Consider the following 24,048-nt stretch of genomic DNA (forward strand, 5'->3'; position numbering starts at 1 on the left):
TAACTATCAAAGTAATAGGTTTGTAAAGATCAACCTCATCTATTATCAGTATCCCTGTCTGAATAGGGGCCTTGGCAGTTTTGTATCCAATAAAATATACCATCTAATATCTGTAGAAAATTCCTGATATTGCCATTACATAATAAAGTATGTGTTATCAGCTTTTGGCTGCGCCATCGGTGGGTGTTCTATCATCTCCATCAGATTCCGCTCTATGGTCATGCAGATTGCTGTCATCGGCGTATCGGTGGGAACATTTTCGAATGGATCCTGCATAATGATTGCTGTTTTTTCGATCATAATAAAGAGAATCGGAACAAGAAATATCAACATTATTTCTACAACTGGTGTTTCATCTTCCAGTCCAAAAGGCATAATAGTCATTAGGACATAGATCAGAAAATGAATGAGTACACTATATGAGCGTGGAAAGATCGTGTTTTTAATTCGTTCGCATTTTCCCATTGAATCGCACAGGCGGGCAATGGTGGAATCGATTTGTACAACTTTGTTGGGATCCATCTGACCACGTTCACTGGCCGAGGCCAGCGCTGAGCTGTGGCGGATGAGTAATAAATTTGCTTGGTTTTCACTGTTGAGATTATGCTTGATAAAATAATTCTTCACTTTTGTAGAAGGAGCAGTCTTCCTCAGCGACTCTGAGAGCGCAAAACACCAAATCACCTGAACGAGTCGCAAATGATTCAAGTAAATCAGCTCTATCCTTGTGTTTTGGAAGGAATAGGGTCAATTGCCTTATCAGTGTCCTGCTATCGTTCACTATTGCGCCCCAAACCACTCTTGCTTCCCACCAGCGTTCATAAGACTGCGAGGTCCTGAAAGCAAGCAAGAGCGAAAGGGTCGTACCCACAAAGGCAGAAAGCGCCAAAGGGATTTTAATTTGTTCGAAGAAACCATAATGATCGAGCGTTCCAGCAACTATGGCATATATTCCAATTGTTATGATATCCCATTTTATTAACCTAATGAAGTATAGCACTGATATTTTTTTATTTATAAGCATGTTCTTATTTTGTCTATTTAGCATGAAATGCACGTTGTGCAGTGATTGATATTTTGTTATTATCCAAATAAATATATAGTTTCCGCTTTCACTTTGCAAATTCATTTTATGGTTGTTTCGTTTTGCAAAAAGAATTTTAATTGGTGTTTGGCATTTGATCTAGCCGACTCTTCAAGGGATATAATTCTGGCAGAAATAGACCAGAAATTTTCTTACCGGTCTTCCGTTTCTGAAAATTACAATTGGCCGGAGCTGCCTGACACTTGTAAAATGGCCATTTATTGCAGGTGGATCTCCAGCTTTCCTTGCCAGGTTTTTAAACGATGGCTCTGAATCCAGAAATATTGCGTTTTTACCTTTTAGCTTGGAAAGATCCGTTCCAATGTAGCTGAAATGTAGTGCGTGCTCGCCGATCACGTTTTGCCCATATATAAATTCCCGGCTTAAGAGATTGAGTTCAGCTGATGTTTTATAACTGTCAGCAGAAAAGATGAAGTCGGCTTTATATTGTGTTTTAAGGATTTGTGATTTCCTATGGAGTTCTTCCCATCCTACCCATGTATCATCTGAACGAACCGGTACGGGATAGAATACTATCTCCACGAAAAGCCCTGCATGGATAATCAGTGAAATGATAAGCTGAATCTTTATCCAACGGTCCGGGATTATCCCACCTACCAGAATAATGCCTGTGATATAAGCCGGCATCATCCAGTTAATCTTTACCCAGTAAAAAGGCGAGAGCGAGAGAAAAATCATGAAAATGGGCAGAAAGAAAGCGAGCAAAAAGATCTGCCCTGCAGAAAGCTTGAATCTACCTTTTTCTTTCAGGCTGAACATCAGATAAGTAGCGCGAAACAAAAAGGCAAAAGCGACAGGGATAAGCAGCGCGAGTTGATGGCCAAAGAGACCAAAGATAAACCTTGGGCTAAACTGAAGTTCAGAAACAGAATTCATGCGTTTTGTACCCTGAAAAGCGAAAGATGCAAAGTTGTTATTCCAGTTCCATATAATCACCGGTGAAGAAACCATTATCATCAGCAACACTGATAGCCAGGGCCATATGGTCAGAAGTTGTTTCCTGTTTGAGGAGGAAAACAATAAGAAAATGAACATTCCTGCAGGAAGGAAGACGGCTGTATATTTGCTATCAAAAGCGAGTCCCATAAGTATACCGGCATAAATCCAGTCTATTTTTCTTTTTCTGAACACTGCATCATGGATTTTGCAAAGGGCAAGTGCCCAGAAGAAAAGCAGCGGGGTATCCGGGGTGGAAATCAAGGAAAGGATGCTTACCATTAAGGTGGATAAAAATAGCACAATTACTTTTTTTGACTGACCTGAAGGATAGAACCGAAGTGACAGATTGAAAACGGCAATGGAGGTAAGAACGGTGAGTACCGAATCCCCGAGCTTAATGGCAGTTGGATTTTTGCCAAAAATTTCTGTAAAAATCCTGATTAACCAGGAAATGGCCGGAGGGTGGTCAAAATAGGAAAGACTGGGGTGGCTGGCATAAAAAAAGTAATACGCATCCTGCGGCATTGGTCCCATTGAAAACACAGCAATAACACGAATGACCAGGATAGCACATAGCATATAAAAAACAGCTGGAGATAGGCCGGCAGTTAGGTTTTTTCGCATGACATGTAAAAAAGATTTAGACGGCAGGCAACATTAGGCCTGCTGTTCGGGTAAACAGTTATGTAAAAAGTAATATTGGCCAGTAACGCCGCGGCAAGGGGTTTGAAAGTTCTCCTTAAGACATGCTTTGCAAGTCAGAGAGGCTGGCCAAAGTATTATAAACGGATTTCGGTGGTCCTCGAAAACAGGGAGATTTAAGAAAATAAGGACGTATTGAGGAATTTTGGAGAACCGGTTTCGCCTGCAACAGGTGGGAGGTCAGAAAAAAATACGGATGGTTGAGTGTTCTGAAAGTGTCGAAACTAAATTTATCTTTTTCCTGATTAACTTCCTGATGGCTTGAAGATAAAATGATGGCATGCAGGACAGTTTCAAACTCCCCGGCACCGTGTTTAGCATGCTGATTATACTGTGAAATTTTATTGTGTGGATTCTCGAGCACGAGGCACTGATCCAGCAGGAAACTGAATGCAAGTAAAAGAACGGTGTAGACCAGGCGGAAGTTCATAATGAATTTATTTACATTGCTTTCAACCGCGATCGATTTGAACCTGGAACTGACTTACTTTCAATACGACCCTTATGCCCATGTCCTTTAGGGGATATCAAGGCCATGAACCATAAAAGTATTGTAAAGAGTGTCACTGCCGCTATAATCAACACCCTGAGTAGCATTTTTCTTCGGCCAGAGACATGGGGAGGGACTGCTTGGGTATATGGGTTCTTTTTATTTTTTCTCATGAATTCCTTAATCTATTTTTACTGGAAATCTCCTGTGCTTATCACCTTTTTTTGGTAACTTTATAGCCTAACAAGTACTATAAGAAGATGTCCTACTTTTAATTTATTTTGTTTATTGCTTGATGTTTTCAGCATCCTGTGCATTATTGCGATTCTACGTTTGACTTTACGCGCAGCGGTGCAACCTATTTTGAAATTGCAGCGGTAACGAAATTATATTCTAACCGCACTGTTTTTAAAAGTAACTGAACATACCGGCTCCAATTGCTCCGTGACTGTAGCTAGGCATTACTACTGAACGCCCGATTTCCTTTCGTGTAAAGATTTTTTTAATCTTTGGATATAGCCAGTAAGATGCCCGCGTGGAAAGAAAACCTATCCCTGCTCCTGCTACAACATCACTGAGCCAGTGCTTATTATTATACATCCGGTAATATGCGGTTGCCACTGCGGCAGCATAGCCTGAAATGGGGTAAATAACTGATCTTTCCTTATATTCCTGACTGAGCAGTTCTGCCGATGCGAATGCCTCTGCGGTATGCCCTGAAGGAAATGCGTTGCTGGATCCGTCCGGCCTGGTCACCTGGGTGATCCTTTTAAGGGATTGGCAGGTGGCGGTAAGTATGATATTGCTCAGCAGATAGACCCCGGCCTGGTCAATGGTTTTATTTCTTCCTTGTATGCCAGCCGTGCTCAGGCCTAGCGCCAATACCCCGGGGGCGAACTGCAGATAGTCATCTATCCTAAACTTATTGTGCGGATGCTCAAGTGCAAACTCCTGCCTGGCGGCAATATCAAGGTCTGTGAGTTCGTGGCTTCCCAGCTTTACAAATCCGTAAACTATACTTGCTGAGGCTGCAGCTCCCACTATTGGTGACATCCGAATCTTAAAGTCGCCGTGTTCTGTTTTGCCGTCCGCAAGGGTCTGTTTTTTCATCAGCAACGTATCCCCTGGTTTTTGTGAAAAGGATGCAAAGGGATGCAGGAATGTGAACAGCAACCAAAATAATATTCTAAAAAAACTCATCTTATATATATTTTAATCATCAGCGGTATGCGAGTCATTCTCATGTTTAAATTTCTTTTTCCATTTTACGTACCATTTCTGGTGATGAAGACTCAGCAGGAAATAGATTCCCAGGGCAGCAGCTACTGCGATGAGGAACATGTTAAGTCCTACGGCCACACCGATTCCCGCGGTACACCACAGGGTAGCTGCGGTAGTGAGGCCTTGTGAAGTGTTGGTTTGATCATTCTTGTAAATGATTCCTGCACCCAAAAAACCAATGCCCACCAGAACGTTGGCAATGATTCTAGAGGCTGCCGCTGTGTCCCCCATATGCTCGCCAATGGCGGTGAAGAGTGCGGCGCCGAGACACACCGCGGCATAAGTACGTATTCCGGCACTCCTGCCATGTTTTTCACGGTCAAGACCGATGATGCATCCAAGAATGAAAGCTACAAGAAGCCTTAGGATTATATCCCATTCGTTTTCCATTTCCATTTTTTAGTGTTGTTTTTTCTTTATCCGCGCTTTGACCGTTTCAATATTTGCTTGTTTTCCTGTTGCCAGTAAAGACCTGCAGTATGGAGTAAAAAAACGATGTGCAGTTAAGAAGTTGAGTGTTTTATTATCCCATTCTGTCAAATCCATTCCGCTTCTTTTATTGACCTCTCTTGCCACCTTCTCATCAGTTATCAGGAATTCCTCGTTTCCAAGGTTATAGGTGTCCGCATCACAGATGATCTCCTGGATCGTATTCCTGGGATCATGAGGTATTGTAGTTGCCCGAATGCAAGCCGCTATATCGAAAATAACATCTAGTTCAATTCCTCTATCGAGCATAAACTCTTGCATTAAAATCACGCTTCTCTCTTCATGACCAGCGGGGCTGCCCAAAAGCTGCCCGGTGTCGTGAAACCAAGCTGCGGCGAAGAGTACAAACTCACGGAGCTTGTCCAGGCGGTAGTTCGAAGCAATTTCGCGTGTTCGGCTAACTACAAGCTTTGTGTGTTCGAGGTCATGGTATACCAGATCGGTATGCCAGTGCTGTTGAAAGAGTTGACTAACGTAAGCCTCGGTCTCCTCCAAAAGCAGATCAAATACATTTTTCCTTCTTAACTTGAAAAAATAGTTTCCTATTAAGAGCGCCAGTAGCCCTAAAAACAAACCAATTAGCAATAAAAAATAGTTGTTCATATGATTGTTATTGTTTTAATCCACCATTTTTAAAAAGATGATAGGCGCTCTGGTATAGCGAGATGGCTTCCAGACTTATCTTTTTTGGCGTCTTTACGGGCGTTTGTACGTTTGTAGTGAAATCGTACCTATAACTCTGGGGGGCTTTTCGTGGGCTGAGTACCACAAGCGTGTCATTGCGGAGATAGCCAAGTTTTTGATAGGTCCCCAGCATGATCCTTGGGCGATAGGCTACTGAGCGTACATCCATTCCGTAGTTATTGCCCTGGAAATCCCATTTGAGCAATCCAAACAAGGTTGGGTAGAGGTCGATCTGAGAACAGAGGGTTGAAATTGTCAAAGGGACCTGTCCTTTAAGATTATAGATCATAGCGGGAATATGGTACCGGGAGATATCGATTTCATTTTTCCCTGCACTTTCAGCGCAGTGATCAGCAATGAATATAAATATCGTATTGTCGAACCAAGGTTTTTTCCGGGCTTTTTCTAAAAATTCACCGATGGCAAAGTCAGTGTACTTCACGGCCCCCTCCCTCCCCGTTCCCGGGGCGATATCAATTTTTCCTCCGGGATAGGTAAAAGGACGATGGTTGGATGTGGTCATCACAAAATCGTAGAACGGCTTTTTTGTCTGGAAACGTTTGTCCGCATCACGGATCACTGCAGAAAGCAGGTCCCCGTCAGAAATGCCCCAGGCATTTTCAAAGGCAACCTGATCATCCTTTAGGATCGTTCGTTTTACCTTATAGGTATCTCCCACTGTTAGTTTTCGGCCCCTATCGGTTATCTCGTATCCATTGTTACCAAAGAACTGATTCATATTGTCGAAGTAGCCATCCCCACCATAAAAAAAAGAAGTTGAATACCCGCGTTTAGAAAATATACTTCCAATGGTGGTTAGATTTGCATTATTTTCTCTTCTGACAATGCTGTTTCCAGGGGTTGGCGGAAGGGCTAGGGAAAGCGCTTCCATACCGCGTACCGTTCGTGTGCCAGTGGCATACATCCGCTTAAATAAAACGCTTTGTTTTGCGAGGGTATCAAGTGTTGGCGTAAGTCCCTGTGCATTACCAAAGGTTCCCATATAATCCGCACTAAAACTTTCCATTACCACCATGATCACGTTCGATCTGCTTTGGCCATTGCCATTGGAAACGATTCGGCGAATCGAACCTTCCCCTGGCATAAATCTTGCCAATGGAGATGACAGCTCTTTTCTTGTGGTATTAAATGCGACCATCTCTGATGTCATGGGATAAAACTGGTCATAGTTCAGCTCATTTGAGCGGAACGCTGCAATGAATGAATATATCCCCGCTTTGGAAATTTCGCTTACATATCGGTTACTGCTACGCTCGGCCCAGGAATTGTCCACCTTCTGGCCATAAAATATTGCCATCAAAACAATCAGTAGGGTAAATAAAAACCTGTGGAGAACAGGGGTAACTGAACGGAAACTGATCCTGAAGGCTGCACGCATGAGATAGTTCCATAGCAGGGAAATGAGTACAACGCCTGCAATTAAAAGCGGGAGTGGGTAAGACTCATTGATGTTGTGCAGTACCTCGTAAGTGTAGATCAAATAATCTACTGCTATGAAATTGAAGCGGCTTTCAAATTCCAGCCAGAAGGTAAATTCAGCAAAGAAAGAGAATACCGATATCAGTACCATTAGAAACAATAATATCCTGGTAAAGGTGCGGTCAAAAGCTGACCCGTTCCATTTTTGGGGAAGGCAAAGCAGATAAACGGCATAAAATAAGCAAAAATAGATACTCACCCCCAGGTCGAAAACCACGCCCTTTGCAAGTGCAGTAAATATGTCTATGGTTTTGAGCCCTCCCTTGCTGAAGGACATCGCGATTAAAATGATCCTGAAGAAACTGGAGACGACAAGAAAACTTAGCATAAAATAATGCAGGAGGCTGTAGCGACTTTTGATGAAAATAGATCTTATCATTTTTCGGTTTTTTGATTGGGGGAGGCTGATTGGGTTATTGGCTTTTTATCTTTGTTCCAGTGGATCCTGAAAAAATGCCTAGCTTTCGAATAAACGCCAAGCATAAGGAGCAGTGTCATTATCCAATAAAAAACCATTCGATATATGGAAGTCCTTGGGGTTTTCAACTTTTTCTTCCTTGCGGCGTTTCCGCCAGTCCCGGCAGCAGCGGGCCGGGCCTTTATGTTTCTTTTGTTCTGCATTTGATTAAATTCTTTTGAATGGCCCGAAGATTTCTGAACTCCTGACCACTTTTTAAATCATATTGTATTTGATCGGTTATTATTACCCCTCAAGGTTCATGAACCATTGCTGAGCCCTGTCGATGGCGACTTCCACTATATGTAGTTCGCTTACTTCTCTTGTATTTTTAAGTTCATTGGCAATCTCTAGTGCTTTCTCTCTCACCCTTGGGTCGAGGTCTTTCATTTCCATCGGAAAATTCTGTTCTGTCCAGGCCATTTTATATATTTTTTGTTGTTTAAATTATTTTTGAACCATGCCCGAGAGCACATTAATTGTTAGGGCCACAATGACCGTATTGAAAGCAAAAGAAAGTACCCCATGCATCCAGGCAAGTCTGCGGATACGTTTGGCGGAAATTTCTACATCGGATACCTGAAAGGTCATTCCAACCACGAAGGCGAAGTAAACAAAGTCCATGTAATCCGGATCTTGCCCGCCAGGAAAGATGAGTCCGCCCGGCTTTTCTACTTTCCCTTTCTTCTCATGGTCGATGTCACAGTAATAAAAATGTGCATATCGCATCGTAAAGACGGTATGGACAAGCCACCACGAGCTGACCACGCAAAGCAGGGGAACGATGATCTCCGTCAACATGCTCTGATCAGTCTTATCAGAATTCTCCCGCAGCAGCATGATAATGGAAAAAAGACTGGCGAAAGCAGCGGCAACGGCAAATAAAAAAATAAATGTTCTGCTTGAATCCTGGGCATGGGCATCGTGTTTGATCTGACTGGGATGAGCGGAACGAATCGTTATCCAGACAAGGATGATGCTCGTGAGCGCATAACTAAGCCATGCAATCATCCACCTGAGCGAATTCTCCAGTTCCACAGCATAGCATATTCCGAGGGCAGTAATGGCAACGCCAAGCGAGATGTAAAGCTTATGATGGGCATCGAGTTGGCTGATTTTTTTTACGTTTTGCATTGGCATTGATTAAATGATGAGTCCCAGAACCATAAATAATAGAAATCCGGCGAAAAAGGCGGCTGTGAAAAATGGGGAGTCCTTTTCTTCATGGGCTTCCACCAGCAGTTCCTCAGTAACTAAAAACAATAAGGCTGCGCTGCCAAAGGAGAGCACGAGCTCTAACACTTTTTCTCCTGTAAAATGCAGCATGAAAAAACCACCTGCGGTTCCCAATAAAAAAACGAGTCCAAAAATCAAAAGGATGCGCATCAGCCTGCTTTTGGAACTTCCAAGTTTGGTCAGCCTGGTTCCTACCGCAAGGCCAAGCGAAAGGCATTCCATGGCAAGCGCCAGTGCAAGCAGGGTTCCTTCTTTTGATCCTGCTGCCAATCCGATCCCGAGGAGAAGCCCATCCAGCAACAGGTCAATGCCTACTGCAATTAGCATTCCCCATGGCAAAAGCTTTCCATCATTTGATCCGCCCATTTTAAGTTCAAGCCTGGCGGTATACCATTTGATGACTAGCATGGCCGAAATACCCAGGGTAAAGCCTATTATGATTGCGGTGGTATCATGGATCCTGATCATATCAGGCAAAAGTTCCACTGCAACCACAGAAAAGACCACTCCCGCGGCGAAGTGAAGGATCGTACTCTGCAGCGCGACTGTTGGCTTTTTCCAGGTAACAATCATGCCTCCGATCAATAGCAGAATAACCGGAACGACTGCAAACAGCAGTATATTAACTGATATCAGTTGATTAACCTGCATAGCTCTTTTTTAAATAAAGGTTATAGGCATAAAAGGAAAGATATCCAAGGGCGAGGCTAAAGCCTGCACCGAAAATAATTTCGCTGGGATAGTTCCAGCTATTATAGGCCCTGCTATACATGTAAAGCAAAGCCCAAAGTCCAATCACCCCATTTAGAATCAAATGGCGCCTGCCAAAGAACAGGACCATGAGAATCGCGAGACCTGCTGCAATAGAAGGAATCGGAAGACAACCGTAAAGCTCACCCGCACCATTGATACTGATTTTAAGTTCGGTTTTGAAAGATTGGTCGTATAGGGGCCTCAGATGACCAAAAATCCTATTTAAAGCCGTCAGGCTTCCTATTGAAACCAATAAATAAATAAGAATAAAAATGACTTTTCTTAAGAATCTGACCCGGTCATAAGCGAGTAGCATTAGTAAGAGGAAACAATAAAAGGGTATCCAGAACCAAAAGCTAGCTGACTCCTTTAATACCAGGTCCCAGAAACGAGAATGCTTTTCATTGGCCAGAAAAAGCAGAAGCTCATCTTGGTTTTTAAGATAGCTTAAAATATGGGTATCGGCAAACGTAAACATAGCCATCAGACCTAAAAAAACTAAGCCTGTAATTAGAACCGGAAATGGAATCTTATCTTTCATGTTTTTATCGAAGGTTGTGGCTGCCTGTTATTTATGAGGTAAATTGGAGGTAGATCAGGAATATTGCCGATACTGCCATCAGCAGAAATGTTGCCAGGCCAAGGATATTGGAAATTCTGCCGTTGGTAAATTCTCCCATAACCTTTCGGTTATTGGAAATGTGCAACAATATGGCAATGATCACCGGCGAGGTCACACCATAAAGTATAGCCGTGTAGAGCAGTGCATCCACGGGGCTGATTCCAATATAGTTCATTAGTAAGCCCAGAATTACCGATACAATAATAACTGCGTAGAATGGCTTTGCCTGATTGAACTTCCTGTCCAGGTTGCCTTTCCATCCGAATGTCTCAGAGATGATATAGGACAAGCTTCCGCTGAGTACGGGGATTGCAAGAAACCCTGTTCCGATCACCCCGAGGGCAAAAAGAAGGTAAGATGCTTTCCCTGCAACGGGTTCAAGTGCTTTGGCAGCCTGCTCCACGGTATCGATCTGACGAATACCCTGGTTATACAAAGCAGTTCCGGTAGCCAGGATGGTAAAAAACATAATCATGTTGGAAAGCAACATACCCAGGTTCACGTCCAGCGACATCTTGCTGATGAGTAGTCCGAGGAGTTTGTTTTCTTTTTTCTTATGTTCCTCGCCTGTGAGTTTTTCCCCATTGATACTGACCAGTCTTTTATTGACCATCATCTGCCTTTTTACAGACTTTACATCCTCAGCTTCCATTGCAGTCTGCCAGAAAAAAAGATATGGTGATATGGTCGTTCCCAGAATCGCTACCAACATGCCAATAAACTCCTTGTTCCATTTGATAGTTGGAATAAAGGTAGCCTTCATCACGGCTGCCCAATCGGGCTTGGTAAAAAAGGGAACGATAATATAAAGCATTAGTGTCAGGCACAGATACTTTAACACCGAGACGAATGTTGAATAAGGCAGGTAGATGATAAAAAATAGCAGAATCCCGGTAAACAGCACACTGAAAATTATGGCATGGATACCAGGAAATATAAGATGTGCCACTGCGCCCATTCCAGCGATATCAGCGCCTATGTTTAGCACAATAGCGGGAACACTGAATATAATCATCAGGTACAGTACCCATTTGGGATAGTGGTTTTTAAGCGTAGTGGTCAGGCCGACCGTTGTGATCAGCCCGATCCGAGCACAGATCTCCTGAATTGCTGCCATCAGGGGAAATGTGATGATCACTGTCCAAAGTGTTGCAAGGCCATATTTCGCTCCAGCCTGCGAATAGGTGGCAATACCTGATGGGTCATCGTCACTCGCACCGGTAACGATGCCCGGCCCAAGGGCCTTCAGGAATTTTTTAACCTTTTTAAACATGCTTTATTTTTTCTTCCCTTTTGGAGTTTTCTTATTATAGCTATTATTATAAGCGAGAAGCCTTAGCGCATTGAATACAACAACAAGGGTTGAACCCTCGTGGGCAATCACCGCAGGACCGATTGTGGCGATCCCTGCAATAGTCAAGGGAATCAAAGCACCAACAACGCCAAGGGAAATCCATAGGTTCTGCTTAATGATACCTTTAGCTTTGCGACTGAGTCCGATAGCAAAGGGAAGGCTTTCCAGCTTGTCGCCCATCAGGGCGATATCGGCCGTTTCCAGTGCTACATCAGATCCTGCAGCACCCATAGCGATCCCAACTGTGCTTTTGGCCATGGCTGGAGCATCGTTCACGCCATCCCCCACCATGGCGACCATCTTTTCTGATTTGGCAAGCTTCTGTACCGCCTTCACTTTATCCTCGGGCATCAGGTTCCCCCAGGCCTCGGTTACCCCAATCTGCTTGGCTACCGCCTCGGCAACCTGTTGATTATCACCGGTAAGCATGATCATCTTTTTGATCCCTAGCTCGGAAAGCTCTTTAAGCACATTCTTGGCTTCATCCCTGGGAACGTCCATGAGAGAAAGTATACCAATGAAATTCTTTTCCACTCTGACCAGCATCGAAGTATGTCCACCCTTTTCCAGATCTTCAACCTGCTTTCTGATATCGTCCGGAATGCCATCTTTTTCAAAGAGCGCTTTGTTCCCAATGAATACCTTTTTGCCGTCCACCTCTGCCTGAACGCCCCTACCCGTGATCCCTTTCACGTTATGGGCCTGGGGAAGCGTTTTTTTCTTCATTCGCTCACCTGCCCCCTTAACAATAGCTTCGGCGAGCGGGTGATCGCTTAGTTTCTCTACGGCTATGGAGATAGCCATTAAATCCTGCTCATCAACACCGTTGAGCGGAATGACGTTTGTGAGCTGGGGTTTTCCTTCGGTAAGTGTGCCGGTTTTGTCAAATGCAATGGCATTAAGTGCACCCAGATCCTCGAGAGGTCTGCCGCCTTTTATCAGAACGCCACCACGTGCTGCCCGGGCGACGCCACTGAGCACCGCACTAGGCGTAGAGATTGCCAATGCACATGGGCTTGCGGCCACCAATACCGACATTGCCCTGTAAAAGCTTTTGCTAAACGGTTCATCGATCACCAAAAAGGCAAAACATAGTAGTGCTACCAGCACCAATACTGTTGGAACAAAATATTTTTCGAACTTATCGGTAAAAAGCTGGGTAGGTGATTTTTGTTTTTCCGCCTCGTTGACCATTTTCACCAAACGGGAAATGGTGGAGTCCTTAGCCTCGCGAATGACTTTTACTTCAAGAACCGAAGCGCCGTTTATGGTTCCTGCAAAAACGCGGAATTGCGGCTTAATCTTCTTATCGGTGGTGTAGTCGGTATCGGGGTCAGGAACGGGAGATTTATCTACAGGAACACTTTCCCCTGTGATTGGCGCCTGGTTAACGCTACCTTCCCCCTTCACAACAACCCCATCTGCCGGGATCTTGCTGTTTGGTTTAATGATAATGACATCCCCGAGCTCGAGTTCCTCGATTCTCACTTCGGATTCTTTACCACCTCTGACTACCAGAGCTGTAGGTGGTGCGAGGCTGGTCAAAGCTTCGATACTTTTCCTGGCCTTGCCCATAGCATAATGCTCCAGGGCATGTCCCAAGCTAAATAAAAACAGCAGCAGTGCACCTTCAGCCCATGAACCCAAAATAGCCGCGCCTATTGCTGCAACCAGCATTAAAAAATCAATTTCAAACCCACCTTTCAGTATGGTCTCCACAGCTTCCTTGGCCGTAAAGAAACCACCAAAGAAATAGGCCGTTATGTAGAGCACCAGGCTTGCCCATTCTGGCACACCTTCGATGAAGGAAATCCCAAATCCTGTCCCTAAGGCCACCCCACAGATGATGGCAAAGATCATTTCGGTGTTTTTACCGAAAATCCCGCCATGTTCATGATCTTCGCCTTCTTCATTAGTATGGTCTTTATTTGAATCCTTTTTCTTAGTCGTTTCTTTTTTTCTATTAGGTTGCGTTTCCGGAGTGATGCGTTTTGCAGTTTTACTGTCTTGCTGAGTCTCCTCCTTTTTAACTTCTTTGGCATCCGGACCTTTTTCCCGGATTACGGGCTTTTTGCCAGTTGATTTAGTTTCAGATTTTTTATTCTTGTTTTCCATGTCGGGGTAGATTGATTTAATTGGATATTCAGTGCAAGAACTTGAGGTATACTTATCGCCTTTTTGGGATCATATTTTTCTTTAAAAAGATGCCTCCCTAACGAGGCACCTTATTCAACTGTGTGTACTGAAAAATATCTGTCCGGGAAGCTACTCTTCCTCGCTGTTCTTCATTTTGGACAGGAGATCGTAAGTTCCCTTTAATACGACCTTACCCGCGAAATCTCTTCCAGCGGGCATGGTTACTTCAATATAACCACCATCGGATATTCCTGTTGTCACTTCCACCATTTCGAAATGGTGCACTGTTCCACTGCTTGCCGTTGTAGCCCCGTTCTCCGCTTTCGCAGGTTCATTTGCTTTTTTATCTGCTGTATTTTTGACGAAAATGTATTTTTTACCCTCAAAGTCTACAACCGCTGCAGAAGGCAAGGCGGTAACCTGCATGGTACCGGTCTCGATTAAAGCCTTCAGGTAAGTACCAGGTATAAATCCCGTACTTCCCTGGGCAATCGCGTGAACGGTCACTGTTTTATCGGTATTGATCTCACCGCCCACCAGTTGCACGGTTGCAGTCCGTTGGGTTGAATCATTGGTCAGTGTAAAAAGTACCTTTTGACCTTTTTTGACCATCTGTGCATCCTTCTCAAACACATTTAGCTCGACGTGAAGGTTTGAACTGTTGACGATCTCAAACATTACATCGTTGGGTGCTACAAATTTTCCGGTATTCACGTTTACCTTGGTTACATATCCGCTGATTGGGGAATAGATATTCACCTGACTGCGGATGTTATTGGCGGTGAGCGTAGAGGGGCTGATGTTGATAAGCTGGAGGCGTTGTCTCAACGCATTTTCCCTGGCAAGATTCCCTTGATAAGCTGCTTTTGCCTGCTGCAGGGTCTTTTGTGCATTAACGTTCTGCTGAGCAAGAGTCTGCTGTCTTTTGTATTCTGAATCTGACAGCTCCAGTTGGCTCTTACTTTCAAGGTAGTCCTGCTGCATCTGAACAAATTCCTGATTTTGAAGTACAGCGATTACCTGGCCTTTACTCACCTTTGTTCCTTGAAGTAAGGGGGTCGATTTTACAATCCCGCCCATTTGGGTCGTTATGCTGACCAGATTTTGTGGGGGAACGTCTATAAAGCCATTGACCTTAAGCATACCGCTCAGTGCGCGGAGCTCGGGACTTCCAAGCTCTACCCCTACAGCTTCAAATTGTGACTGGCTGAGTTCTACAGAATTGCTTTCTTCAGTTGCCGTACTATCCGCAGCGCCTTCCGTTCCAGCGCCATCTTTTTCCTTGCTACCGCAGGAAGAGAGAAGCACCGCTAGTGCGGCTGCATAAGATAATCGGCTTAGGATTTTAAATAATTTTTTCATTTTAATATTGTTATTGACCTTTTAGGTACTGTAATGTGTATACGGATTGATTGTATTGGTTGATGGCTTCCAGATAGTTGAAACGGATATCTGAGTAAGTTCTAAGGGCCTGAAGATATTCCACATAACCGATCTCCCCTGCCTGGAAGGCAATTTGAGATTGTTTTAAAATCAAGTTGGCATTTGGAAGGGCACTATTCTTATAATAGGCTATACTTCTGGAATTCTTTTGGAGGTCCTGAAAAGCCTGCTCATACCGCCCGCGCAGGTCAGTTTGGGAGAGGACAAAATCACTTTCTGCTACTTGTTTATCAATCTTTGCCGCCTTTATCCTGGAGGCAAAGGGTTTAAAGAAAAGTGGAATGGATATTCCAGCTGAAACACCCTGAAAACGCTTGCCACCATTGAAATAAAGGTCCTGGCCGCCAACGTTCTGGGCACCAATAATGGATTGATTGAAATAACCAACACTAAAATCGGGACCTGAACGCGAACGCTCGAGCCTGATGGCTTTATCGGCGATTTGAATCTGCTGGGCTTGCAGTGCAAGAATTGGATTTTCAGCGGTTACGGTATCGGTTGGATTGATGTTCCAGGATACCTGAGTAAATTCAGCATTCATAATGCTGATTTGTTCCCGGGTATTAAGTAAACGCTTAAGTTCAGCTGTGTAAGCTAAAATATCCGCTTCGTTTTTGCTCATCTGGTTGCGTACCTCATTGTATTGGGTTTCAGCTGTAGTTTTTTCCAGCAGATTGGTTTCCCCTGCCTGAAACCTTAGTGAGGCCGCTTTCAGGAAATTGCTATATACACTGTCCTGACTGTTGTAAAGTTTTCGAAGGGCAATAAAATACTCCAGCTGGGCGTATACAGTTTTTACCTGGTAGGACAGTTCCCTCTGGGTCACCTGCAGGCTGATCTCCGCTCCCCTGATTTGCGCATCATACAGATTACGCTGGCTTTTAAATAGCCCAGGGTAGGGAATGTTCTGGGATGCTGAGAAGTTATTGTCACGTTTAATGGTATTGATCTGTCCGTACTGTAGTTCGACAGTCGTTTTCCCCAGATCCGTTGAAGATCCGCGGAGTGCCTGTTGACGGCCAATCTGCAGGGTAGAGGACTTGACAGCCTGATTATTGTTCAAAGCGGTGTTCAGAGCCTGTTCGAGGCTCATGCCCTGATTGGGAATGGTCTGCGCTTGCGTCTGAGGAGACATTGAAAGCAGTCCGACGAACATTGCAATGGCAACTACAGTTGTTGGAAGGGCAGTTTTCTTGCTTTTCCAACCTTCAAAATAAGTATAAAGCACGGGAAGTACGATTAGGGTTAATATTGTTGAGGTAATCAATCCACCGATCACGACGGTAGCCAGCGGCTTTTGCACCTCCGCACCTGCTGCGCTTGATATCGCCATGGGAAGAAATCCAAGAGAGGCAACTGTTGCAGTCATCAACACTGGTCGCAAACGTATGGAAGTTCCCTCGAGTACAATATCGCGGATACTGTATTTATTCATTTTCTTGAGCCTGTTGAATTCCGTAATCAGAACAATTCCGTTTAGTACCGCCACCCCAAAGAGCGCAATGAAACCTACGCCTGCTGAGATACTAAAAGGCATTCCCCTTAAAAGAAGGCCAAGTATACCACCAATTGCCGCCATGGGAATAGCCGAGAAGATGAGTATGGATTGTTTCACAGACCCGAAAGAGAAATATAGCAACAGTAGGATCAGTAAAAGCGCTACAGGTACTGCGACAGAGAGTCTTGAGGTTGCTTCCTTCAGGTTTTCAAACTGGCCGCCATAAGTGATATAGTATCCTGCCGGAAGCTTGATCTGCTGATTGATCTTGGATTCAATCTCCGTAACCACACTCTGGATATCCCGACCGCGGACGTTAAGGCCTACGATAATCCTTCGCTTGGTATCTTCCCGCTGAATCTGGTTTGGACCGATCTTGAATTCGATTTGTGCCAGCTGATCCAGTGGTACCTGGTTGCCATTCGGTGCGGTTACGTATACGTTTTTAACATCATCTATCCCTTGACGATTTTGCTGGGAAAGACGCACAACGATATCATAACGCTGTTCACCTTCATAGACTAGCCCGGCGGACTGACCTGCGAATGCCGTGTTAAGAGCTTGGTTGACCGTGCCTACACTCAGCCCATATTGGGCGATGCGATCACGGTTGATTTTTACGACGATCTGCGGAAGACCGGTTGCCTGTTCAAGGTACAGATCCTTTGCTCCTTCCACACCTGAAACGATCTTACCTATCTTTTGGGAAATGCTGGTTAGTGCTTCAAGGTCATCGCCAAAGACCTTTATCCCGATATCCTGTCTTACCCCGGAGATCAGTTCATTTGATCGGAGCTGGATCGGCTGAGAGAAACCAAAGCTAACGCCGGGAACTTCTTCAAGTGCCTTGCTCATCATCTCTGCCAGTTCCTCCCTATCGTGGGTTGTTGTCCAATCTTTTTTATCCTTTAATACAATCGTCAGATCGCAGGCTTCCATGGGCATGGGATCTGTGGGAATTTCTGCTGCACCAACCTTTCCGATCACTTCTTTAACCTCAGGAAATTTTTCAACCAGGATCTTGGACGCCTGATTTACTTTGTCAATGGTCTGTGATAGCGAACTACCGGTCAATAACCGGGTCTCTACCGCGAAATCGCCTTCTTCTAAAGTGGGAATAAACTCTCCTCCCATTTTCGTAAATATGAAAACACTGATGGCCAACAGCACAACAGAGAATGCAACGACTAGAAAACGTCTGTTCAGCGCACCCTTGATCATCGGAGAATACTTACGCTGGAAAAAATCCATCATACGGTCTGAAAAATTCCTTTTATGTGCGCCCTTCTTACTCAAGAAAATAGAAGACACCATCGGCACATAGGTAAGTGATAATATAAAGGCACCCATGATGGCGAATGATACCGTTTGTGCCATCGGTCCGAACATCTTACCTTCAATACCTACCAGGGCAAGAATAGGAAGATAAACGATCAGAATAATGATCTGTCCAAATGCAGCAGCGCTCATCATCCTTACGGCAGATTTTTCAACCTGCTCATTCATCTCGGTTTGGGTATATGCCCTGCCCAATTTGTTTTCCGAAAGTATGTGCATGGTAGCTTCCACGATAATTACCGCGCCATCCACAATGAGTCCGAAATCAATCGCACCAAGGCTCATCAGATTACCCGAGACCCCAAAAAGGTTCATCATAGAAATCGCAAATAGCATGGCAAGCGGGATGACCGATGCAACCACCAGTCCGGCTCTGAAATTCCCAAGGAACAAGACCAGAACGAAAATTACAATTAACGCTCCTTCGATCAGGTTTTTGGCAACCGTGCCCATGGCCCGGTCAACAAGTGCACTTCTGTCCAAGAAAGGTTCAATGGTTACGCCCTGAGGGAGGGTTTTGCCGATACGAGCAATTTTTTCCTTTACCTGTTTAACAACATTGTTTGCATTTGCACCTTTCAGCATCATCACAATGCCTCCGACAGCTTCTCCTTCACCTTGTTTAGTCGCCCGGGTCAGAGCGCCATAGCGGATAGAACTTCCGATCTGCACGGTGGCAATATCATGTATGAGCACGGGTATACCATTTGCATTGTTTTTGACAACGATCTTGTTAATGTCATCGAGATTACCGACCAAGCCCTCACTCCTGATAAAATAAGCATTAGGTTTTTTGTCTATATAAGCCCCCCCGGTATTCTGGTTATTTTGTTCAAGCGCAGCAAAAACATCACTGATGCTCAGGTTTAAACTTCTTAGTTTATCGGGATCTAGGGCAATTTCATACTGTTTTAGAAGGCCTCCGAAACTGTTGACCTCGGCAATGCCCGGAGTTCCCAGAAGCTGTCTCCTTACAATCCAGTCCTGTATGCTTCGGAGTTCACGGGCATTGAATTTCTTTTCGAAACCAGGCTTGGCATGGATTACATATTGGTAAATCTCCCCGAGTCCTGTTGATATCGGTGAGATTTCAGGATTGCCAAGTCCTGAGGGAATATTATTTTTGGCTTCAGCTAACTTTTCGTTTACTTGCTGACGGGCCCAATAAATGTCAACATCATCATGGAAAACGATGGTAACTACAGAGAGTCCGAATCTAGAAATGGAACGTACCTGTTCGATCTCAGGTATGGTGGACATGGTCTGTTCTACCGGATAGGAAATGAGTCTTTCTACCTCCTGGGTAGCTAGTGATGGGCTAAGGGTAATGACCTGAACCTGATTATTGGTAATATCGGGTACAGCATCAATAGGAAGTTGTCTTAGGGAATAAATTCCCCATGCGATCAGGCCCAATGTAAACAGTGCTACAACTAGCTTGTTCGCTATGGAAAACTGAATAATTTTTTTCAGCATTATTTGTTTAATTAAGTAAAAAATAAAAAAAACAGATCAACGCAAGAGATTGCCCAGCAAACAATTATGCAGGCAAAAATCAGCATCGAAATGAAAATCGATTTTTAACTTAATTTTGGCGGTTGCCAAACAGATAAAGGCAATGAGATAACGTCTCCCTTGTAAGCCTCATCAAATTCAGTGCTCACAGATGTAGAAATGATGACAAGACTATTGATAAGTAAAACTTCAGATGTTGTATTACAACAAGAACAAACACAGAATGGAGAGCATAAATCGCTGGTTTGATCACTTTTAGAATGTGTGGATACACTCTTTTCAGTAGAAGGAATATTCGACATTTTACCCATAGCAAATATGTCACTGCAAGGCATGCAGCTCATAGATACGATAATGAAGGATAAAAACAGAATATATTTTTTCATTCTGAAAAATTTAAGCAAATATATGCATTTATTTGCAAATACAAATTTTATGTTAAAAAACGAGATAGAAAATTAATGTGCTGTGTCGGGATGCACCCAAAAGGAATTTAAATATTTAATAATTTAATTACTGCGGGCTATCTATGGAGGCAAATAACACGCTTTATCTCTTTATCAACCACCTAAATCAAAACATTTTCTCAAAAAATTGAACTGAAGAAAAACTGATAACTATCAGTTTATTGAAGATAATAGTGAAAATAACCAACTTGTGAGTTTTTTGAGATGGAAAGAAGTAAAAAAAATTTTCGGACAATAAAAGTTAATAAATATAGCGTTAAATATAAAATATCAGATTGCGTTAGTAACGAAGGTCGCTTTTTAAGCTACACGATTAACTTTTGCAATAGGACCCGATAAAACATCAAATATCCAGCCCCTTTACCTATAGGTGTATTATGCGATCTGTGCAAAAAAAATTAAATAATTTATGCGCATCAGTATTTTCATTGCGAGGTTCCGCTCACATTTAAGCTGGTCTATCATTTGCATTGATGGGCTGCGGATTGGCTTGAAAAGGCAAGTGAATAATGTACTTTTTATTTCACTTATTTTAGGATTTAAGACGGAAAACGAGTAAAGCAATTTTCCACCTCTCTAAGTCGAGAGGTGAAAATCTATAATTGTTTTTTGTTAATTTATGCCTTAAGACCTAATAGATATAGAGCGTGATTACAATTTGCAGGTCAAAAGCTAAATTTATTACTGGTTGTAAGCTGCTGGATGTTGCTTAAACCTGGAAGCTGCCCGAGCTAAAGCCGTAGATATTACCCTTATAATGGACTGTATCTCTAACACTAGAAGCCACGGCCATCTGACAAACTGGGTCGGCCTTATTATCAATAGCATAGCCAGTTTTCATTGATTGAGGATGCAGTACAGCTTCCATTCCCCCATCGTACATTTCCTTCATGTCCTTTACAACGAAGGGGTCAGTATTATCCGTTCTTCCACCTTTAACTGGTGGCTGGGGATCATATTCCAGATCTAGCATAACCATCTGCGTATATTTTTCGCCCATGATATCCTTTATCACTGCAAGGCTCATGTCGATTCCGGCAGAAACACCTGCGCTGGTCCAGTACTTACCACTTTTTACGTAACGCTTATTTTGAGAACTAATCCCGAACTCATCTTTTAACAATGATTTCCCGTACCAGTGTGTTGTAGCCTGTTGGTTCTTTAATAGTCCTGTTGCGGCAAGTAACCATGCACCGGTACATACGCTGGTTGTGTATTTCGAGCGTTTGTCGATGTTCCTGATCCAAGTCAGCAAGGTAGTATCCTTTGTCAATGAATAGGATCTGTTAAGCCCCCCGGGATGACCAGAATATCAAGTTGCTTGACCTCATTAATGGAACTATCGCATTGCACGCTCATACCGGAAGTATAGATCATTCCCTTATGACGGCCGACGAAGAACACCTTTGCTCCCATCAGTTCACTAAATATATTATATGGACCCATTGCATACAGCAACGCGTAATTATCATACAGCAGAATACCCACAGTTTTTATCTTTGACTTAGGTGCAGGAAAATCAATCCTTTGCTTTTCTGCACCTTTACCGTCTTGTTTTGTTTCCTTTTTTTTATCTGTGCAAGCTGCCATAATAATTGTCAGCAATGCAGCTAAAATTACTTTCTTCATTTGGATAGAATTAAAATTTTGCGGTAAATGTTGTTCCATAAGTTTTAGGGCTTCCAAGCATGAAGGATCTGAATGAGCCGTAGGCTACATACTTCGCGTTGGATGCGTTTCTCATCCAGCCACTAAGCTCAAATCTCCTAGTCGTAATACCTGTCTTGAAGTTAAAAAGAGTGTATCCTGGCTGGCTCAGGCCGTTAATAAAATCAAAATAAAACCTGCCCAAGTATCGATACTCTCCCCTGCCAAAAACAGATAGCCCTGGTTTACTTCTGGCAAAATTGTAGGTATATTGTGCAGCAAGCATAGAACTAAGGGGTGGAGTATTAATTGGCTGGTTTCCCTTGAAGTTAACCACTGCATTTTGATCTGCACTATAAAGTAACAGCGAGGAATAACGTGCGCGGGAAAAGCTTGCATTCCAGTCGATCTGCAAGCCTTTAACAGGCAACGCAGTAAGTTCCAGTTCCAGACCCTTATTTCGCATCTCACCCACATTTAAGATGAGTGCGTTGATGCCATCCATTGCAGTACTAATCTGCTGATTGTGCTGTTCTAGATAAAATGCAGTCAGGTTAAGCTTTAGCTTGTGATCAAAGAACATATTCTTCCAACCGATCTCAAAGTTGTCTGAATTCTCCGGTGCATAAGGAACCTGAGCCGGATCGGTAGCATTTGTATTCAATCCCCCGGCACGGAAACCTCGTGCATAGCTTCCATATAAGAGCATGTCCTGCTCTAATTTATAGCTCAATACAAATTTTGGTGTAAGGGCATTAAATGCTGCGTTATAGTGCTGATCAGGAGAAACCGTTGTTACAGGATCGGGACCTTTCTGATTGTCGGTACGCTGGTTCAGTCTTCGAATTTCACGGTCATAACGCACGCCCGCGGTAAAGTCCAGTTTATTGCTCAGTGAATAGGTTGCCTGACCGAAAAACGCAAATCCCCTGTTTCGGCCCCTGCTGATACTGCTGGTAGTAAATGGAGCATTTGAACTGGGATCCAAAAGAAGATAATCCGGGCCAAAGAATGTAGGTGCGTTCATCTTTGTGGCTTGGGTAAAGCCATAAGCACCCGCAACCCATTGTAATTTGTTCTGGCCTCGAGAGGGGGAGCTAAAGCGGATTTCCTGGGTAAAAATATGTTGACGCTGATTAGGGGCAGTACTTAATGCATTCAGTGGACTAAAATCGTAGTCAACCCCTGCCCCCTCATAGTAGGCAAGCCAATCGATATAGGATGAAACGGCCGTGAAATTAAAATCCTTTCCATAGTAGTTTGCGGCTATTGATGTATTATAATTCTTCCTGCGCTCCACATTTGTATTGTTGGTATTGACCTCAAAGGGTTTTGCAAGGACCTGCTCGTATGAGCCCACCCAAGGGAAGCTTCCCCGGTCGTTATCGTTCTCTACTTTTACGTTCAGTGCCAGTGACCAGTTCGCTGAGGGCAGATAGCGTAGACTAAAGTTTCCCGAATAATCTTCTCTGCGGTCGAAACCGCTTTGGGTGAATTCATTATAATAAATGGAGCCGCGGTGATTATAGGTAAATGATCCACCGGCAAACAGTTTATTGGCTATGATAGGACTGGAAAGACTTGCCGTATAACGCTGCTGACCATAATTGCCGACAGTAACCTCTGCATAACCAGATGCCTGGTTGCCGGGCTGTTTTGTGGTAATGTTCACCACCCCGCCAAAAGCATTACGCCCATAAAGGGTTCCCTGAGGGCCGCGTAAAATTTCGATGCTCTGGATATCATTAAACTGGATTGGGGCAGAGAAATAATCAAACTGATATACCCCATCGATGTATGTGGCTACTGCCTGTTCATTGGAAAAACCCATAACCCCACGTATGTTCAAAAAATTAGAGCTAGCACTATTTCCATGTTCCACAGTAAAAAGACTTGGTGAAATGGCCGTCAGCCCCGTGATATCCCACAGGCGATATTCCCTGATCTGTTTTGCATCCAATACAGCAACCGCAGCAGCAACTTTCTGTACATCCTGTTGCTTTTTTTCAGCCGTTACCACTACCTGGCCAAGCTGATGATCTGCCGAAAGCAGAACAACATTCAGCTTAGAATTTTCATTATTACCAATCTTAATGGAATTAAACTGGCTGGCGAAACCAACGGCACTAACTGAGAGTTGGTAATTTCCGCCGGAAAGCTTTAGACTGAAATGGCCCAGCGCATCTGTTGCAGTTGCTTTGGTACTGTTAAGAACACTTACTGTTGCGCCTGTAACCGGCTCACCACTTTTAGTTTTTACAGTTCCGATAATAACCTGACTGTACAATACTCCATTCAGCAGTAATAAATAGAGCAAAAAATAAAAAAATTTCATAATAATTCCCAATGAGACAATAAGACTCAATTTTTAAGGCTAAATACCTTGTATACA

The 24,048-nt window shown here is 43.7% G+C and carries 18 protein-coding genes and 1 pseudogene; all 19 read right to left on the reverse strand.

Going from position 1 to position 24,048, the window contains the following annotated elements; all coding sequences use genetic code 11:
- Positions 1–135: 135 nt before the first annotated feature.
- Positions 136–684, reverse strand: coding sequence for a bestrophin family protein (locus AC0IWT_RS12490; protein WP_471798500.1), 549 nt, complete (start codon positions 682–684; stop codon positions 136–138).
- Positions 602–1,129: a hypothetical protein gene (locus AC0IWT_RS12495; protein ID WP_471797445.1), complete on the reverse strand. Its 528-nt coding sequence runs from the start codon at positions 1,127–1,129 to the stop codon at positions 602–604. The genes AC0IWT_RS12490 and AC0IWT_RS12495 overlap by 83 nt, the downstream gene beginning before the upstream one ends.
- Positions 1,130–1,195: 66 nt before the next feature.
- Positions 1,196–2,668, reverse strand: a complete 1,473-nt coding sequence (locus AC0IWT_RS12500) for an ArnT family glycosyltransferase (RefSeq protein ID WP_039474376.1) — start codon at positions 2,666–2,668, stop codon at positions 1,196–1,198.
- A 115-nt stretch (positions 2,669–2,783) separates the two neighbouring features.
- Complete coding sequence (locus AC0IWT_RS12505) at positions 2,784–3,176, reverse strand: hypothetical protein (protein ID WP_131538562.1); 393 nt, start codon at positions 3,174–3,176, stop codon at positions 2,784–2,786.
- A gap of 468 nt (positions 3,177–3,644) precedes the next feature.
- The gene (locus tag AC0IWT_RS12510) at positions 3,645–4,289 is read right to left on the reverse strand and encodes a phosphatase PAP2 family protein (protein WP_471797446.1); all 645 of its coding nucleotides are present in this window, start codon (positions 4,287–4,289) and stop codon (positions 3,645–3,647) included.
- Positions 4,290–4,448: 159 nt separating this feature from the next.
- Entirely contained in the window at positions 4,449–4,907 is a 459-nt protein-coding gene (locus AC0IWT_RS12515; RefSeq protein WP_231491317.1) for an MgtC/SapB family protein, read from the reverse strand.
- A 9-nt stretch (positions 4,908–4,916) separates the two neighbouring features.
- Positions 4,917–5,609 (reverse strand): HD domain-containing protein, encoded by a 693-nt coding sequence (locus AC0IWT_RS12520; protein WP_131538564.1) that lies wholly within the window; start codon positions 5,607–5,609, stop codon positions 4,917–4,919.
- Between the two features lie 7 nt (positions 5,610–5,616).
- Complete coding sequence (locus AC0IWT_RS12525; protein WP_131538565.1) at positions 5,617–7,569, reverse strand: LTA synthase family protein; 1,953 nt, start codon at positions 7,567–7,569, stop codon at positions 5,617–5,619.
- Between the two features lie 324 nt (positions 7,570–7,893).
- Positions 7,894–8,070 carry a DUF2188 domain-containing protein gene (locus AC0IWT_RS12530; protein ID WP_165585840.1) on the reverse strand — a complete coding sequence of 59 codons (177 nt, stop codon included), beginning with the start codon at positions 8,068–8,070 and terminating at the stop codon, positions 7,894–7,896.
- Between the two features lie 24 nt (positions 8,071–8,094).
- Positions 8,095–8,781, reverse strand: coding sequence for a DUF1345 domain-containing protein (locus tag AC0IWT_RS12535; protein WP_052266086.1), 687 nt, complete (start codon positions 8,779–8,781; stop codon positions 8,095–8,097).
- A 9-nt stretch (positions 8,782–8,790) separates the two neighbouring features.
- Complete coding sequence (locus AC0IWT_RS12540; RefSeq protein ID WP_471797447.1) at positions 8,791–9,534, reverse strand: ZIP family metal transporter; 744 nt, start codon at positions 9,532–9,534, stop codon at positions 8,791–8,793.
- Entirely contained in the window at positions 9,524–10,177 is a 654-nt protein-coding gene (locus AC0IWT_RS12545; RefSeq protein WP_039474392.1) for a phosphatase PAP2 family protein, read from the reverse strand. Before AC0IWT_RS12545 ends, AC0IWT_RS12540 begins: the two co-directional genes overlap by 11 nt.
- Before the next feature lie 31 nt (positions 10,178–10,208).
- On the reverse strand, positions 10,209–11,531 hold the full coding sequence (locus AC0IWT_RS12550) for an NRAMP family divalent metal transporter (RefSeq protein WP_039474395.1): 1,323 nt from the start codon (positions 11,529–11,531) through the stop codon (positions 10,209–10,211).
- A gap of 3 nt (positions 11,532–11,534) precedes the next feature.
- Positions 11,535–13,727: a heavy metal translocating P-type ATPase gene (locus tag AC0IWT_RS12555; RefSeq protein ID WP_052266072.1), complete on the reverse strand. Its 2,193-nt coding sequence runs from the start codon at positions 13,725–13,727 to the stop codon at positions 11,535–11,537.
- A 150-nt stretch (positions 13,728–13,877) separates the two neighbouring features.
- Positions 13,878–15,110 carry an efflux RND transporter periplasmic adaptor subunit gene (locus tag AC0IWT_RS12560; protein ID WP_471797448.1) on the reverse strand — a complete coding sequence of 411 codons (1,233 nt, stop codon included), beginning with the start codon at positions 15,108–15,110 and terminating at the stop codon, positions 13,878–13,880.
- Between the two features lie 10 nt (positions 15,111–15,120).
- Positions 15,121–19,503: a CusA/CzcA family heavy metal efflux RND transporter gene (locus AC0IWT_RS12565; RefSeq protein ID WP_471797449.1), complete on the reverse strand. Its 4,383-nt coding sequence runs from the start codon at positions 19,501–19,503 to the stop codon at positions 15,121–15,123.
- 104 nt (positions 19,504–19,607) lie between these two features.
- Complete coding sequence (locus AC0IWT_RS12570) at positions 19,608–19,928, reverse strand: DUF6660 family protein (protein WP_471797450.1); 321 nt, start codon at positions 19,926–19,928, stop codon at positions 19,608–19,610.
- 790 nt (positions 19,929–20,718) lie between these two features.
- Positions 20,719–21,677 (reverse strand): annotated as a pseudogene (locus AC0IWT_RS12575) (DJ-1/PfpI family protein).
- The gene (locus AC0IWT_RS12580) at positions 21,649–23,991 is read right to left on the reverse strand and encodes a TonB-dependent receptor (protein WP_471797451.1); all 2,343 of its coding nucleotides are present in this window, start codon (positions 23,989–23,991) and stop codon (positions 21,649–21,651) included. Before AC0IWT_RS12580 ends, AC0IWT_RS12575 begins: the two are co-directional and overlap by 29 nt.
- Positions 23,992–24,048: the final 57 nt, after the last annotated feature.

It is taken from the genome of Pedobacter sp. AC464 (assembly GCF_979253075.1).